A 15665-nucleotide genomic window follows, 5' to 3' on the forward strand; every position below is an offset into this window, starting at 1 on the left:
TTTCCTGGATTTTGCCTCGATTTGAAGCTAATTGCTAGCGCCTGTGGGGCTCGTTTACGCGTGCACGGCGCGGTGCTAGCGTAGATCAGGGCGCGAGAGGGGAGCGCCGTCACGCCGACATCGTCGCTTTGACGGACGGGAGATCCATGGCGATCAGTCAAGTGCAGAACCGGTCGCGGGGTCCGAGCCAGGAGTATCTCCTGCTCGACTACCTGCAGCGGCTCGGCCGCAACCTCGAAGGCCGGATGGCGGTGCACATCCATCTGTCGCGGCTGCGCCCGCAGAACCGCCAGGATCACCACATCCGGATCGCGGCCGCCACCTTCGAGGGCATGGTCAACAACTACGAGGGCCAGATCTTCGTGCTCTCGAACTCCGACCTGTTCTTCATCTGCAAGGACGCGGCGATCGAGGACATCGACGCGGCGATCATGAAGGTCCGCTACCTGTTCAGCGAGGACCCGCTGAGCCAGGGCGACGAGGAGGAGGACCTCGCGCGGTTCTGCACCTGGTACAACGTCGAGAGCCAGTTCGACGAGCTGCTGGACATCGTCAAGTCCATGCACCGCGAGCGCGAGCGCAAGGCCCGGCTGGCGGTCGCCAGCGAGAAGGGCGCGCAGCTCAACAAGGGCTCGCGCAAGGCGCTCGATCCCGAGCAGCTCGGCAAGCTCGAAAACTTCCTGCGCCGCGCCGACCTGTCGAACCTGATGCGCCGCCAGGCGGTCTGCGCCATCACCCCGGGCAGCCAGGCCCCGCAGCCGGTGTTCCGCGAGCTGTACATCTCGATCGCCGACCTTCAGCAGTCGGTGCTGCCGGAATTCGACCTGGCCTCGAACCTGTGGCTGTTCCAGCACCTGACCCAGACCCTCGACAGCCGCATGCTGTCGATGCTGGTGCGCAACGACGACAGCTCGATCGCCAGCTCGTTCAGCATCAACCTGAACGTCGGCACCATCCTGTCGCCGCCGTTCCTGAACTTCGACTCGTCGCTGAAGGCGATCGCCCGCGGCACCGTGGTCATCGAGCTGCAGAAGATCGACATCTTCGGCGACATGGGCGCCTACATGTTCGCCCGCGACTTCATGCGCGAGCGCGGCTACCGGATCTGCCTGGACGGGCTGAACCACCTGACCCTGCAGTTCATCGACCGCGAACGGCTCGGCCTCGACCTGCTGAAGCTGATCTGGACGCCGGACATGGCCGACGACCTGTCGGGGTCGCGGACCTCCGAGCTGAAGGAGCACATCGACCGCTGCGGGCGGGCGCGCATCATCCTGGCGCGCTGCGACTCCGACGAGGCGGTGCGGTTCGGCCAGTCGCTCGGCATCACGATGTACCAGGGCCGCTACATCGACAAGCTGCTGACCAGCGAGGGCCGGGTCGGCTGATCGGTCGGCGGGGCTTCGCGTACAGCGCAATCGCCCGTCGCTTCGTGGGTTCCGGACCGATCACGCGAGCGCGTGCCCGTCCGGAATGACGGCAGGTGAGGTCGGCCGCTGCGGGGAGATCAAACCCCATCGTCATTCCGGAGCGGCGCGCCGAAGGCGGGACGCATCCGGAACCTACGATGCGACGGGGTCGGAACGTCAGCCGCGCGGGGCGTGCTTGGCGAGGATCCGCTGCAGGGTGCGGCGGTGCATGCGCAGCCGGCGCGCGGTCTCCGACACGTTGCGGTCGCACTGCTCGTAGACCCGCTGGATGTGCTCCCAGCGGACCCGGTCGGCCGACATCGGGTTTTCCGGCGGCGGCGGCAGGGCGTCGGCGTGGTCCAGCAGGGCGGCGGTGATGGCGTCGGCGTCGGCCGGCTTCGGCAGGTAGTCGATGGCGCCGGCCTTCACGGCGGCGACCGCGGTCGCGATGTTGCCGTAGCCGGTCAGCATGACGATCCGGGCGTCCGGCCGGGCGTCGCGCAACGCGCCGACCACGTCGAGGCCGCTGCCGTCGGCGAGCCGCAGGTCGATGATGGCATAGGCCGGCGGCGTCCCGCGCGCGGCGGCCAGGCCCTCGCGCACGCTTTCCACGGCGGTGACCGCGAAGCCGCGGCGCTCCATGGCGCGCGACAGGCGGTTCCGCAACGGACCGTCGTCGTCGACGATCAGGAGGGTGGCGTCGGCACCCGCCGGCAGGGCGGCGGGCAGTGGGGCGGGAATGTGGTCGGCGGTCGGCATTGCCCTCATCAAATGTCGTGATTGCGGGTCGGGATCAAGTGTTTTGACCGATTCCAGGGTGGAACCTGACAAACGGGCGACAATATGGGCATCAGCGTGGCGGATCGAGGCGCAGCCCGTCCGGCCAGCGCACGTCGACCCGGGCGCCGCCGTCGGCGCGGTTGGCGAACCCGACCTCCGCCCCGGTGCGCTCCAGCAGGGTGCGGGCGATGAACAGCCCCAGCCCCATGTGTCCGTCGCGACCAGCCCGGGTCGACACGTACGGCTCGCCGAGCCGGGACAGCACCGACGGCGCGAAGCCCGGGCCGTCGTCCTCGACTTCCACCGACAGCGTGCCGTCGTCGCTCCAGCCGACCGTGATCTCGACCGTGGCGGAGGCGAACTGCACGGCGTTCTGGATGATCGAGCCGAGCCCGTGCAGGAGCTCGGGCGTCGGCCGCACCACCGGTGCGCGCGTCGCGACCGGCGCGCCGTCGGGGGCGTGCGCCTCGACGATCACCGCGACGCCGTCGCGCTGGTGCGGCTCGGCCGCCTGCTCCACCAGGGCGTCGAACGGCAGCTCCGCGAACGAGTCGTGCGGCTCCGGGTCGGAGCGCCGGGCCAGGCTGGCCAGGATGTCGCGGCAGCGCTGGCTCTCCGACAGCAGCAGCTGGGCATCCTCGGCGAGGTCGCTGCCGGGGGGGAGCTCGCGCGCCAGCTCGCGGGCGACCACCGCGATGGTGCCGAGCGGGCTGCCCAACTCGTGGGCGGCGGCGGCGGCGAGGGCGCCGACGGCGGCCAGCCGCTGCTGGCGGGCCAGCGCCTCCTGGGTGGCGGCCAGCGCCGCCGAGATCCGGCGCGCCTCCTCGGCCACCCACCAGGCATAGGCGGCGTTGAACACCAGGGCGACGACCAGCGCGACCCACAGGCCGCCGGTGTAGATCGCCGGCAGCTTGAAGCCCTGCTCGTCCAGCCACGGCAACGGCAGGTGGGCGAACGCCAGGGCGGTGGCGCAGGCCAGGGCCAGCGTGCAGAGATGAATGGTCGAGCGCCGGGTCAGGATCGTCGCCGACACCGTGACCGGGGCCAGCAGCAGCAGCGCGAACGGATTGCCGAGCCCGCCGGTGACGAACAGCAGGGCGGCCAGCTGCAGGATGTCGAACCCCAGATAGAACGCGGCCTCGCGTTCGTCCAGGCGGTCGCGTCCCGGGCGGCGGCGCAGCAGCGTGAGGTTGAGCGCCGCCGACACCGCGACGATGGCCAGCGCCAGGGCCAGCGGCAGCGGGAAGCCGAACCCGAAGTGCACCACCAGCAGGGTGGCGAGCTGGCCGCCGAGCGCCACCCAGCGGATGGCCGCCAGGGTGCGGGCGGTGACCGTGCTCGGGGCCGCGCGGTCCGGGGGTGCGCGGTCCGGGGGCTCGTCCGGGGCCTCGTGCTGGGGCTGGTGCTGGGGCTCGGCGGCGCTCATCGGGCGGCAGAATGGCGCGATCGCCGGCGGCGCGCCAGTGCCCCGGAACTCCGGTGTCGCTGAACTCCGGCGGTGACGCCGGCGGGCGGTTCGGCCTATGATCGACGGCGGTCTGCAAGGGGACGTCGCATGAACCGGATGCTGAAATACGCCGGCATGCTGGGCCTGTTCCTGTCGGCCGGTTGCGCCGGCGTGGTCGCCGAAGGGGCCAATATCGGCCGGGACAAGCTCATCGTGTCCAACAACATCGAGGCCGCCCGGTCGGGCGACGCCGAGGCCCAGTACCGGGTCGGCGACGCGCTGTGCTGCTCGATCGACGAGGGTCAGGGCTTCTACGACACGCCGGAGGCGGTCGCCTGGCTGTGCCGGGCGGCCGGCCAGGGCCACGGGCCGGCCGCCTACAAGCTCGGCGAGATCTACGCCGGAGACGTGGTGTCCGGGGTCCGGGTGCTGCGCCGGGTCGCGCAGAAGGTCGCCGGCAACAGCACCGATCGGGCGGTCGCCTACGGCTGGTTCCGGCGGGCCGAGGTGCTGGGGGTCGACGGCGCCCGCGATTCCGGCAGCGAGCTGTGGGCCGCGCTGGGCGCCGACGAGCGCCGCAAGGCCGAGGCCCTGGTCCTCGGCCGTTCGCCGCTGCCGTGCGCCTGGGACGAGGTGATCGGGCGGTCATGATCGCCGCCCGGTCTGTTCGGCGGCTGCCGTCCGGCGGCCACCGCAATCCATAGCTGCGCTCCGTGTCCGCATCTCGTACCGTGCCCGGCCTAAGTCGGTGAGGGGAGAAGCGTCTTGCGGCCGAGCCAGCTGACCTACGGATTGGACGACCGCCCGCCCCTGCAGGTGCTGGTGCTCAGCGGTCTGCAGCACGTGGCGGTGATCACGGTCATCGGCATGGTGTTTCCCCTGCTGGTTGCCGACCGGGCCGGCGTGGGGATCGAGGCCCGCCAGGCGATCCTCGGGGTGTCCATGCTGGCGCTCGGCATCGCCACCCTGCTGCAGTGCCTGCGTTGGGGGCCGTTGGGCTCGGGCTTCCTGGCCCCGGCGGTGTTCACCGCGGCCTATCTGCCGGCGTCGCTGAAGGCGGCGGAGCAGGGCGGCCTGCCGCTGGTGTTCGGCATGACGATCTTCGCCGGCCTGTGCGGCGTGCTGCTGTCGCGCGTCGTGCACCGGCTCCGGCCGTACCTGCCGGCCGAGATCGCCGGCCTGGCGGTGCTGGTGATCGGCATCATCCTCGGCACTCTCGGCTTCCGGCTGGTGTTCGGCAGCGACCCGGCGCTACCGTCCAACGACCCGCCGCTGCCGCGGGCGACGGTCGGACTGGTGGTGCTCGCCATCACGGCCGGACTGACGCTGTGGGGCAGCGGCTGGCTGCGCCAGTTCGCCGCCCTGCTGGGGTTCGTCGCCGGCTGCCTGACGGCGGCCGCGATCGGCACCCTGGTGATCCAGGCAGGCGCCGCCGCCGCCGACATCGTCGCGCTGCCGCGTCCGCTCGGCCTGGTTCCGACCTTCGACCCGGCCCTGGTCCCCGACTTCCTGGTGGCGGCCCTGGCCTGTGCGCTCAGGGCGATGGGCGACATCACGACCTGCCAGAAGATCAACGACCCGGCGTGGAAGCGCCAGGACATGCCGTCGGTGCAGCGCGGGCTGCTGTCCGACGGCCTCGGAACCGTGATCGCCGGACTGCTGGGAACCGTCGGGCTCAACACCTTCTCCGGCAGCATCGGCATCTCGCTCGCGACCGGCATCACGGCGCGGCGGGTGGCCTGGGCGATCGGCGGGTTCTTCCTGCTGCTGTCGCTGCTGCCGCCGGTCTGGCGCCTGCTGGCCGCGGTGCCGCTGGAGGTGGCGGGCGGGGTGCTGATGTTCTCCGCCTGCTTCATCATCGTCAGCGGCATCCAGGTGATCATGACCCGCATGCTGGACGCCCGGAAGACCATCCTGATCGGGCTGTCGCTGGTGCTTGGGCTGACCTACGACCTGTTCCCCGAGCTGTATGCCGCCATGCCGGCGACCATGCGCGGCATCTTCGGCTCCAACCTGGTGGTCGCGCTGGTGACCGCGATCCTGCTGAACCTGGTGTTCCGGATCGGCATCGCGCGGCGCGCCAGCCTGACGCTGTCGAGCCGCGGCGACCCCGACCTGCCTTACACGTTCATGGAGGAGCACGGCAGCGAATGGGGGGCCCGCCGCGATGTGGTGGCCAAGGTCACCGGCGCGCTCGTGGAGTTCCGCGAGCATGCCGACGAGCTGATGGCGCCGGGCACCGCGGCCAGCGTCGAGGTGCGCTACGACGAGTTCGCGATCGACGTGGAGTTCCGCTATCCCGGTGTCGCGCCGGCCCTTCCGGACGACCCCGAGCCGCGCCCCGAGCAGCTGTTCGACCTCGAACCGGACGAGGCCGCCACCCGCCTGCAGGTCCTGCTGCTGGCCCGCCTCGCCGATCGCGCCCGCTCCGAGCAGCAGGGCGGAGACGCCGTGCTCCGCCTGCATTTCGTGCATTGAAGGTCGGCCGTCGACCGGCTCACGTTCCGCGTTCCGCGGCCCCGCGGGTTCGGCTATCATCGAGGCCGGCTGCAGTGTCTGAGGAACGCGGGGGCGGTTCGCGCCACTCGGCCGATGTTGGTGCCGGGAAAGAACCGTCCATGGCAAAGTCGAGGTGGCCTGCGGTCGTGGGCCTGGTGGCCGTCGTGGCGTTGGTCGGCGGAACCTTCTGGCTGCGGCATTCCAGTCATCCGGTCGGCGAGGCCAAGGCCGCCACCGGCCCGAAACGTGCCGGCGTCGCGGTCGAGACCGCAGCCGCCGCGGTCGATACCGTGGTCGAGGACATCCGCGCCTTCGGCACCCTGGTGGCCAACGAATCCGTGGTGGTGTCGCCGGAGATCCCCGGGCGGGTCGCGCGGATCAACTTCCAGGAGGCCGAGCGGGTCGAGGCCGGGCAGGTCCTGGTCGAACTCGACGCCGAGATCCTGAAGGCCGAGCTGGCCCGGGCGCAGTCCGACCTGGCGCTCGCCAGGGCCAACTCCGAGCGCGCCTCGACGCTGGCCAGGCAGGGCACCGGGACCCTGCGGGCCCGCGACGAGGCGTCGGCCGCCTACCAGGCGGCGCAGGCCAACCTGGTGCTGGCCGAGGCCCGGCTGTCGAAGTCGGTGATCACCGCGCCGTTCGCCGGTGTCGTCGGGTTCCGGGCGATCAGCGTCGGCGCCTATGTCAGCCCCGGCGACCGGATCGTCGAGCTGGCCAGCATCGATCCCCTGAAGGTCGAGTTCCGGGTCTCGGAGGTGTTCCTGCCGCACCTGAAGGTCGGCTTGCCGGTCCGCATGACCGTCGACGCCCGGCCGGGCGAGAGCATCGACGGCGAGATCGTCGCGGTCGACCCGATCGTCGACGTGAACGGCCGGGCGGTGCGGCTGCGCGCCCATGTCCGCAACCCCGAGGGCCGGCTGCTGCCCGGCATGTTCGCGCGCATCCGGATCGTCGTCGAAGAGCGGCCGCAGGCCGTGCTGGTGCCCGAGGCGGCGGTGTTCCGCGCCGATGGGGGGCTGTTCGTGTACCGGGTCGACGGCGGCAAGGCGGTGCGCACCGCGGTCGCCATCGGCAGGCGCCTGCCGGGACGGGTCGAGGTGCTGGACGGGATCGACCGCGATACGGTGGTGGTGACCGCCGGCCACCAGCGGCTGCGCGACGGCAGCAAGGTGGTGGTGGTGTCGGGTCCCGGGGCTGCCGGGGCAGGCGACTCGTGAGATAGGCGGGCCGTGGCATGGGGCTGCTCGAGTTCTTCGTCCGGCGTCCGGTGTTCTCGACGGTGGTCAGCCTGCTGGTGCTGCTGATCGGCCTGGTGTCGCTGCTGCGCCTGACCGTGCGCGAGTACCCGAACATCGACGTGCCGGTGGTGTCGGTCACCACCGACTACCCGGGCGCCAGCGCGCAGATCATCGAGACCCAGGTGACCCAGATCCTGGAGGCCTCGATCGCCGGCATCGAGGGCATCGAGATCCTGGAATCGATCAGCCGCCCGGAGACCAGCCGGATCACCGTGCGGTTCCTGCTGAGCGCCGACGCCGACGTGGCGGCCAGCGACGTGCGCGACCGGGTCAGCCGGGTGCGCGGCCGGCTGCCGGCCGAGGTCGACGAACCGGTGATCGCCAAGGTCGAGGCCGACGCCCAGTCGATCATCTTCATCGCCTTCACCAGCGACCGGCACAGCCCGATCGAGATCTCCGACTACGCCGACCGCTACATCCGCGACCGGCTGCAGAACCTGTCCGGCGTCGCCGAGGTGCGGATCTTCGGCGAACGGCGCTATGCGATGCGGGTCTGGGTCGACCGCACCCGGCTGGCCGCCTACGACCTGACGGTGCAGGACCTGGAGGCGGCGCTGCGCCAGCAGAACGTCGAGCTGCCGTCCGGCCGGATCGAGAGCGTCGACCGCGAGTTCACGGTGCTGTCGCGCACCGGGCTGGTCACGCCGGCGGAGTTCCGGCGCATCGTGGTCAAGGACGCCGGCGGCTTCGCCGTGCGGCTCGGCGACCTCGCGAGGGTCGAACTCGGTCCCGAGGACGAGCGCCGCACCACCCGCTACAAGGGCGAGACCGCGGTGATCATGGGCATCGTCAAGCAGGCGGTCGCCAACCCGCTCGACGTGTCGGTGGCCCTGCGCCAGGTGATGCCGGACATCCGCCGGGACCTGCCGGCCGGCATGAACGCCGAGGTCGCCTACGACAAGTCGATCTTCATCGACCGCTCGATCGAGGCGGTGTTCGCCACCATCGCCGAGGCCGTGGTGCTGGTGGTGCTGGTGATCTACTTCTTCCTGCACACCGTCCGCGCCACCCTGATCCCGCTGGTCACCATCCCGGTGTCGCTGATCGGCGCCTGCGCCTTCATGTACGCGCTGGGATTCTCGATCAACACCCTGACCCTGCTGGCGATGGTGCTGGCGATCGGCCTGGTGGTCGACGACGCCATCGTGGTGCTGGAGAACATCCACCGGCACATCGAGAACGGCCTGAAACCGGTGCGCGCGGCGATCACCGGGATCAACGAGATCTCGGGCGCGGTGGTCGCCATGACCCTCACCCTGGCGGCGGTCTATGCGCCGGTGGCGTTCTCGCCGGGCCGCACCGGCAAGCTGTTCACCGAGTTCGCCCTGACCCTGGCCGGGGCGGTGCTGGTGTCGGGCCTGGTGGCGCTGACGCTCAGCCCGATGATGTGCGGCAAGCTGATGCGGGCGCACGAGAACCAGGGCCCGGTCGCCCGCTTCCTGGAACGCGGCGTCGAGGGGCTGAACCGCGGCTACCGGGTGGCCTTGCTCGGCACCCTGCGGGTGCGCTGGCTGATCGTCGCCCTGGTGCTCGCCGTGGCCGGCGGCTCCTGGTACCTGCTGGCCACCCTGAAGTCGGAGCTGGCGCCGATCGAGGACCGCGGCGTGCTGTTCGTCCAGGGCTCGGCGCCGGAGGGCTCGACCATCGACTTCACCAGCCGCTACGCACTGCAGGTCGAGCAGCTGCTGACCAAGGTCCCCGAGGTGCGGCACTACTTCGTGATCTCCGGCTCGCCCGAGGTCACCGACTTCATCTCGTTCTCGCAGCTCGAGCCGTGGGAGACCCGCGGCCGCACGCAGATGGCCATCGGCGCCGAGCTGCAGCCGAAGGTGCAGCGGGTCGCCGGCCTGCGCGCCTCGGTCAACAACCCGGGCTCGTTCGGGCAGAGCGCGCGGGCCCGGCCGATCGAGTTCCTGATCCTGACCGCCGAGCCCTACGAGCAGCTCGACGCCTATGTGAACACGTTCCTGGAGGCGGTGTCCGGGAACGAGAACCTGCTGAACCTGGAAAGCAACCTGAAGCTCAACACCCCGCAGATCGAGGTGGCGCTCGACCGCGACCGGATCGCCGACGCCGGCGCCGGGGTGCTGACCGTCGGGCGCACCCTGGAGACCCTGCTGGGCGGCCGCAAGGTCACCCGCTTCAACATGAACGGCGAGCAGTACGACGTCATCGTCCAGGTCGCCCCGACCGAACGGCGGACCCCGGCCGACCTGCAGGACATCTACGTGCGCGGCGCCGGCGGCGAGATGATCCAGCTCTCCAACCTGATGCGGGTCGAGGAGACGGTGTCGCCGAAGGCGCTGAACCGCTTCAACCAGCTGCGCGCCGCCAGGATCACCGGCAACCTGGCGCCCGGCTACACCCTCGGCGAGGCGCTCGACTACCTGGAGGTGACCGCCGAGCGGGTACTGCCGCAGAGCACGCGGACCGACTACGGCGGCATCAGCCGCGAGTTCAGGCAGACCGGCGCCAGCCTCGCCTTCATCTTCGTGCTGGCGCTCGGATTCATCTACCTGGTGCTGTCGGCGCAGTTCGAGAGCTTCGTCGACCCGTTCATCATCATGCTGACGGTGCCGCTGTCGATGGCCGGCGCGCTCGGCGCCATGCACCTCACGGGCGGCACCCTGAACATCTACAGCCAGATCGGCCTGATCACCCTGATCGGCCTGATCACCAAGCACGGCATCCTGATCGTGCAGTTCGCCAACAAGCTGCAGGACGACGGCATGGCGATGCGCGCGGCCGTGGTCGAGGCGGCGACCCTGCGGCTGCGGCCGATCCTGATGACCACCGGCGCCATGGTGTGCGGCGCGGTGCCGCTGGCGATCGCCCACGGTGCCGGCGGCGAGAGCCGGCAGGCGATCGGCTGGGTGATCGTCGGCGGCATGACCTTCGGCACCGTGCTGACGCTGTTCGTGGTGCCGACCGCCTACACCCTGTTCTCGCGCCGGCGCGCCGCGGTCCCGGCCGGCGGCCCGGCCCCGCATCCGGCGGAGTAGGACGGGTCGGGCTCAGGTGGCGTCCGGCCGCCCGCGTTCGGCCGGAAAGATCAGGCGGACGGTGGTGCCGGTGCCCGGGCGGCTGGCGATCTCGAAACGGCCGCCGTGCCGCTCGACCAGCCCTTTGGTGATCGCCAGGCCGAGGCCGGTGCCGCCGGCCGCCGAGACGGTCCGGTCGGCGCCGCCGTTGAACGGTGTGGCGACGTCCGCGAGCCGCTCCGGATCGATGCCGCGTCCGGTGTCGGTGACGCGCAGGGCGATCTCCCCGCCCGGCAGCCGCTCGGCCGCGATCTCGACACTGCCGCCCGGCGGGGTGTGCTTGATGGCGTTCGACAGCAGGTTCAGCAGCATCTGCCTGACCGATCGCTGGTCGGCGTACAGGCGGCGGGCCCCGGGACCGAGCCGGCACCGGCAGACCAGCCGGTTCTCCTCCATGATCCGGTGCAGCGTGCGGCAGCCCTGGGCGACCGTCTCCTCGAGGTCGATCTCGGTCTCGTGCAGGACCACCTTGCCCATCTCCAGGCGCGAGACGTCGAGGATGTCGTCGATGATGTCGCGCAGGTGGTTGCCGCTGTCCCGGATGTCGCGCGCGTACTCGACGTATTTCGGGTGGCCGGCCGGGCCGAGGTACTCGCCGCCGATCATCTCGGACAGGCCGATGATGGCGTTCAGCGGCGTGCGCAGCTCGTGGCTGACATTGGCGAGGAAGGTCGACTTGCTGTGGGTCGCGGCCAGTGCCGCCTCGCGCGCCTCGATCAGCGCGCGCTCGCGCTCCTCGCGGTGCGTGACGTCGCGGAAGAACCCGACCACCGTCAGGACGCCGGCGATCCGCGTCGGCTTCGCGGCGATTTCCACCGGTACGACCTTGCCGTCGTCGCGCTGAATGGTGGCGTCGGGAACCATGATGCGCTGCCGTTCTATGTGCTCCCGGAAGGTCCGGGTCAGCCGCTTGCGGTCGGCCGCCGGGTGCAGCTCGCTCTGGTGCCGGCCGAGCAGGTCGGCGGGGTCGCAGCCGAACAGCACGGCCGCCTGGGCGTTCACCTCGACGATCCGCCCGCTCTCGGCGTCGGCCAGCAGGATGGCGTCGGTGCAGGTCTCGAGGATCGCGCGGTGCTTCTGCTCGGACGACAGCAGCCGTGCCTCGCGGGCCCGCCGCTCGGTGACGTCGCGGACCAGCGCCAGCAGGATGTCGCCCTCGGCCGTGGTGATCCGGCTGATCGACGCCTCGGCGTCGAACACGCTGCCGTCCCGGCGTCGTCCCTCGATGCCGCGGCGTTCGCTCATCATCCGGCTGCGGGCCGGCGACGCCCGGAACGCGTCGACGTGCCGGCGATGGTCCATGCGCCGGCGTTCGGGAACCAGGATGTCGAGGTCGTGACCGAGGATCTCCGCTGGCGGGTATCCGAACATGCGTTCCGCGGCGGCGTTGACGAACACGATGCAGCCTTCGGCGTCGACCGCGACGGCCGCCTCCTCGAGGCCATTGAACAGGGTCAGGTCGGCTCCGAACTGCATGGACGGCTCGTGTGGCGAGGCCTGGCGGCGGCGAGGGGGCGCGGTCACGCGCGGCTCGCCGCGGTCAGGCGTCGTTGATCTGTCCGAAGAACCGCTCCAGGTCGCGCATCAGGTCGTCGGCCCGGCCGCTGACGTCGCCGGCGCTGCCGAGCACCGCGTCGGCGCCGAGGCTGACCTCGCGGGCGGCCTCGTTGATCCCGGCGATCCGGGTCGAGACCTCCTTCGTCCCGGTCGCCGCCTGCTGGACGTTGCGGGTGATCTCCGATGTCGCAGCACCCTGCTGCTCGACCGAGGCGGCGATCGCGGTGGCGATGTCGTTGATCTGCCGGATCGTTCCGGTGATCTCCCGGATGGCGTCGACCGCGAGGCCGGTCGCGGTCTGCATCTCGCCGACCTTGCCGGCGATCTCCTCGGTGGCGCGGGCGGTCTCGGTCGCCAGCGACTTGACCTCCGACGCGACGACCGCGAAGCCGCGGCCGGCCTCGCCGGCGCGCGCCGCCTCGATCGTCGCGTTCAGGGCCAGCAGGTTGGTCTGGCCGGCGATGGTGTTGATCAGGTTGACGACGTCGCCGATGCTCTGCGCGGATCCGGCCAGGCCTTCGATCTGGGCGTTGGTGTGTTCGGCGCTGCGGACCGCGTTGGCGGTGATGCTGCTCGACTCGCTGACCTGCCGGGAGATCTCGGTGATCGACGCGGACAGCTGCTCCGCCGCCGAGGCGACGCCCTGCACGTTGTTCGACGCCTGGTCCGCGGCCGACGCCGCCGTCGACGAGTCGTCCGACGTGCGCCGACAGATCTCCTTCATCGTCGTGGCGGTGTCCCGCATGGTGGTCGAGGCCGCGGAAACCTGGCTGAGCAGGGTCTGGCTGCTGGCGTCGAGCGCCGTGATCGCGGCGGCGATCCGGTCGTGCCGCCGCTGCCGCTCGGCCATCAGGGCTTCCTGGTAGACCGAGATCGCGAAGTCGACGTCGAGCAGCACCGCGGTGTTGACCGCGCGGACCATCGTGCGGTTCCGTTCCGAGGACCAGCGGCTCCGGCCCATGATCAGGTCGACGATCTCCTGGAGGACGAAGCCGTAGCCGCCGATGTACCAGCGCGGCTCCAGCCCGACCCGGCTGTGGGTCAGGCCGATGGCCCGCACGCTGTCGACGTAGCCCTGGTCGAAGCCGCTGGTGAACAGCCGCCGCCAGTGGTCGGCCTGGGCGGTCTTGAGCCGGGCCGTCTTGCCTCCGACCATGCCGGCGACCGCGGGGGTCCGCGAGACGTGGTCGTAGAAGCCGTCGAGGATCCGCGGCAGGGCGGGCTCGACCAGGAGCCACGCCTCCCGGAGGGCGCCGGCCACGGTTTCGTCGATGCGCAGGAAGCGGAGCCGTTCGGCGACGTCCGCGGAATCCGGATCGATTGTCGTGCTCATCGTCAACCCCCCCCAAGCTCAGTCAGGTCCGCGTCCGAGCCGGCGTGCCCGGGGATACCGTGGCCGCGTGCGCGGGTTCGCGTGGTTTCCACCTTCCCCAGGCGCTATTTATTCTTGGAATTGTTGTGGTAAATTGTTAACTATTGGTTAAAATCAGGTATTTTTGAAATCAACGATATATAAAATCCAATTTTTACCATGACGCGTTCGATTTTCGTTTTATCTTTACATCGTAAAGTCGATTCTGCTTCTCAGAAGTCCGCTTCTTCTCTGCCGTATTGAGGAAACAGTAAAGTGAATGAGCGTGAAGTGGAATTGAGAGTGGTCGACGTTGTGAAGTGTGAAAGGCACCGATCGTACAACGGTCGCCATGCCGGGCTTTACGCCGGGGTTTTCTTGGCGTTCATTAGAAGTGAGGAAGGAAATTCGGAAGCCCGATGACCTGGATGACGCGGCATAGCGCCGCCGGAGAGCCTCCGGTAGCGAGCTGGTTCCGCTCGGGCCGGAACGCCGGGGCGATGGCCGGAGCGGTGGTCGGGGCGGCCCGGCGGCGGCGATCGGGGCGGACGCCATGACTGGGGGTCGTGCCGGTTTTCTGCCCGACGATTGCGATCCGATGGTGCGGACGGTCGCCGAGTACTGGGCCGATCTGCCACCGACCCCGCTTGGAATTCCCCGGCGATCCGATTTCGATCCGGTGAGTCTGCCGCCGCGGGTGCTGCCGCATATCTGGATGGTCGACCTGGACCGTGAGCCCGACCGGTTCCGGTTCCGGCTGTGCGGATCGCACCTGGTGCGGGCGCTCGGCTTCGACCCCACCGGCCGGTATTACGACGAGGTGTTTCCCGACTTCGCCGCCACCGAGACCTTCGCCGCCCTGGCGCGCGTGCGGGACACCGCCGAAGGGTCGTGGCGGTCGGGCGACCCCAACCTGGTGTTCCCGAATCACGACATCCGGGTCCTGGAACGCGCGTTCCTGCCGCTCACCGGCGACGGCCGGCGGGTGGACATCGTGCTGGCCGTGTCGGTCTATCGGAGCCGTCCGCCGGCAAGCCGGTAGGGGCGGTCGAAGACCGAAGTCGCCGCGATCCGCATTGATCTAGATCAAGGACCTGTCGGATGAGCCCCCCGAGCGTGGTCGGCTTCGTGGGGGAGTGTGGTGGAGTACGGTGGCGGGTCATGCGCGCGACAGCGTCCCGGGCGGCGGGCTGCTTGGATACCTGACGGACGTCCTGGGGGCCGTTCCGGGCCGGGCGGCGGCGTTCTACACGCCTGACCTGGCACTCGGGACTCCGGGCGGCTTCTGGCAGTCGACGGGCGTTCCGGAGGAAGCCCTGCGCGACTACATGGAGCATTTCCGGGACCGCGACGTCTGGGCCCAGGCGGCGTCGCGCACGGGGACTCCGCCGACCGGTGCGCTGTTCGACACCGATCGCCTGGTCGAGGCCGGCGAACTGCGGCAAACCGCGTTCCACGGAGACTACCTGCAGCCCTACGACATCGCCCGCTGCCTGGTCGGGGTCGTCGACGACGGCCTCGGCAACCTGCTGCCCCGTATCCGGCTCACCGTGATCCGCGGACCCTCCGAGCCGGCGTTCTCGGCCGACGAGGCCGGCCGGCTGGCGCTGCTCACGCGGACCGCCAGGTCGTACGTCACGCTGGCCCGGACGCACGAGTCGGTGTCGCAGGCGGTGATGCTGCACCAGGCGACGGTCGATCTCCTGCGGATGCCGATCCTGCTGGTCGACGGCGAGCGGCGCATCGAGTTCGTCAACCGGTCGGCCCGCGAGCTGCTGGCCTCGTCCGGGCCGATCCTCCGCCGGGACGGACGGCTGCGGGCGCGCGACCCGGAAGCCGACCGCCAACTGGGCGAGGCCCTGCGCCGGATCGCGGCGGAACCCGGCGACGTGCGGGTCGTCAGGCTGGGGGCCGGACGACCCGGCGTCCGGGCACCGGCGCTGGTGGTCACCGCGGTCGCCGGCCAGGGCGGCGACGGCCCCGCGGGAATGATGATCCGGGTGCTGGAGCCGGAGCCGGTCGCCGCGGACCGGGAGCGGGTCCTGCGCCTGCTGCTCGACCTGACCCCGCCGGAAGCCCAGGTCGCCGTCGGGCTCGCCGAGGGGCTGTCGCACGAGGAGATCGCCCGGCGCCGCGGCGTCAAGGTCACGACCGTGCGGACCACGCTGCGGCGCCTGCAGGAAAAGCTGGGCATCCGCCGGAGCGGCCAGCTGGCCCGGTTCGTCCTGGAGCTCACCGCGACCGGCGGCCTGCGCCTTTGACCCGCCGCCTGTGACCCCCCGA

11 protein-coding genes are annotated in these 15665 nt (G+C 70.6%); 7 read left to right on the forward strand and 4 right to left on the reverse strand.

Features of this window, described 5'->3' with window-relative positions; genetic code table 11:
* Positions 1-146 precede the first annotated feature (146 nt).
* The gene (locus IE246_RS01785; protein WP_189987193.1) at positions 147-1388 is read left to right on the forward strand and encodes a hypothetical protein; all 1242 of its coding nucleotides are present in this window, start codon (positions 147-149) and stop codon (positions 1386-1388) included.
* A 198-nt stretch (positions 1389-1586) separates the two neighbouring features.
* Here the strand turns inward: IE246_RS01785 and IE246_RS01790 are convergent, their stop codons facing one another.
* Positions 1587-2168, reverse strand: a complete 582-nt coding sequence (locus IE246_RS01790; protein ID WP_189987194.1) for an ActR/PrrA/RegA family redox response regulator transcription factor — start codon at positions 2166-2168, stop codon at positions 1587-1589.
* Positions 2169-2259: 91 nt separating this feature from the next.
* A complete protein-coding gene (locus IE246_RS01795) occupies positions 2260-3615 on the reverse strand; it encodes an ActS/PrrB/RegB family redox-sensitive histidine kinase (protein WP_189987195.1) in 1356 nt (451 codons plus the stop codon).
* 129 nt (positions 3616-3744) lie between these two features.
* Here IE246_RS01795 and IE246_RS01800 point away from each other — a divergent pair, with 129 nt between their 5' ends.
* From IE246_RS01800 to IE246_RS01815, 4 genes are all read left to right on the forward strand, one after another.
* Positions 3745-4287, forward strand: a complete 543-nt coding sequence (locus tag IE246_RS01800) for an SEL1-like repeat protein (RefSeq protein ID WP_189987196.1) — start codon at positions 3745-3747, stop codon at positions 4285-4287.
* Between the two features lie 114 nt (positions 4288-4401).
* On the forward strand, positions 4402-6114 hold the full coding sequence (locus IE246_RS01805; RefSeq protein WP_189987197.1) for a uracil-xanthine permease family protein: 1713 nt from the start codon (positions 4402-4404) through the stop codon (positions 6112-6114).
* A gap of 140 nt (positions 6115-6254) precedes the next feature.
* Positions 6255-7352, forward strand: a complete 1098-nt coding sequence (locus IE246_RS01810) for an efflux RND transporter periplasmic adaptor subunit (RefSeq protein WP_189987198.1) — start codon at positions 6255-6257, stop codon at positions 7350-7352.
* Positions 7353-7369: 17 nt separating this feature from the next.
* The gene (locus IE246_RS01815; RefSeq protein ID WP_189987199.1) at positions 7370-10435 is read left to right on the forward strand and encodes an efflux RND transporter permease subunit; all 3066 of its coding nucleotides are present in this window, start codon (positions 7370-7372) and stop codon (positions 10433-10435) included.
* A gap of 12 nt (positions 10436-10447) precedes the next feature.
* On the opposite strand, the gene IE246_RS01820 is transcribed toward IE246_RS01815, so the two are convergent.
* Positions 10448-11950, reverse strand: coding sequence for a sensor histidine kinase (locus tag IE246_RS01820; protein ID WP_189987200.1), 1503 nt, complete (start codon positions 11948-11950; stop codon positions 10448-10450).
* A 64-nt stretch (positions 11951-12014) separates the two neighbouring features.
* A complete protein-coding gene (locus IE246_RS01825; RefSeq protein ID WP_189987201.1) occupies positions 12015-13364 on the reverse strand; it encodes a globin-coupled sensor protein in 1350 nt (449 codons plus the stop codon).
* A 616-nt stretch (positions 13365-13980) separates the two neighbouring features.
* Between IE246_RS01825 and IE246_RS01830 the strand changes: the two genes are divergently transcribed.
* Complete coding sequence (locus IE246_RS01830) at positions 13981-14424, forward strand: PAS domain-containing protein (RefSeq protein WP_189987202.1); 444 nt, start codon at positions 13981-13983, stop codon at positions 14422-14424.
* 109 nt (positions 14425-14533) lie between these two features.
* Entirely contained in the window at positions 14534-15643 is a 1110-nt protein-coding gene (locus tag IE246_RS01835; RefSeq protein WP_189987203.1) for a helix-turn-helix transcriptional regulator, read from the forward strand.
* The last annotated feature ends 22 nt before the right edge of the window (positions 15644-15665 follow it).

The sequence above is a fragment of the Thalassobaculum fulvum genome, from assembly GCF_014652915.1.
Taxonomy (GTDB): Bacteria; Pseudomonadota; Alphaproteobacteria; order Thalassobaculales; family Thalassobaculaceae; genus Thalassobaculum_A; species Thalassobaculum_A fulvum.

Coding starts and splice junctions, on each gene's coding strand:
- IE246_RS01785 (WP_189987193.1), top strand. CDS start 147: ATGGCGATCAGTCAAGTGCAGAACCGGTCGCGGGGTCCGAGCCAGGAG.
- IE246_RS01790 (WP_189987194.1), bottom strand. CDS start 2,168: ATGCCGACCGCCGACCACATTCCCGCCCCACTGCCCGCCGCCCTGCCG.
- IE246_RS01795 (WP_189987195.1), bottom strand. CDS start 3,615: ATGAGCGCCGCCGAGCCCCAGCACCAGCCCCAGCACGAGGCCCCGGAC.
- IE246_RS01800 (WP_189987196.1), top strand. CDS start 3,745: ATGAACCGGATGCTGAAATACGCCGGCATGCTGGGCCTGTTCCTGTCG.
- IE246_RS01810 (WP_189987198.1), top strand. CDS start 6,255: ATGGCAAAGTCGAGGTGGCCTGCGGTCGTGGGCCTGGTGGCCGTCGTG.
- IE246_RS01815 (WP_189987199.1), top strand. CDS start 7,370: ATGGGGCTGCTCGAGTTCTTCGTCCGGCGTCCGGTGTTCTCGACGGTG.
- IE246_RS01820 (WP_189987200.1), bottom strand. CDS start 11,950: ATGCAGTTCGGAGCCGACCTGACCCTGTTCAATGGCCTCGAGGAGGCG.
- IE246_RS01825 (WP_189987201.1), bottom strand. CDS start 13,364: ATGAGCACGACAATCGATCCGGATTCCGCGGACGTCGCCGAACGGCTC.
- IE246_RS01830 (WP_189987202.1), top strand. CDS start 13,981: ATGGTGCGGACGGTCGCCGAGTACTGGGCCGATCTGCCACCGACCCCG.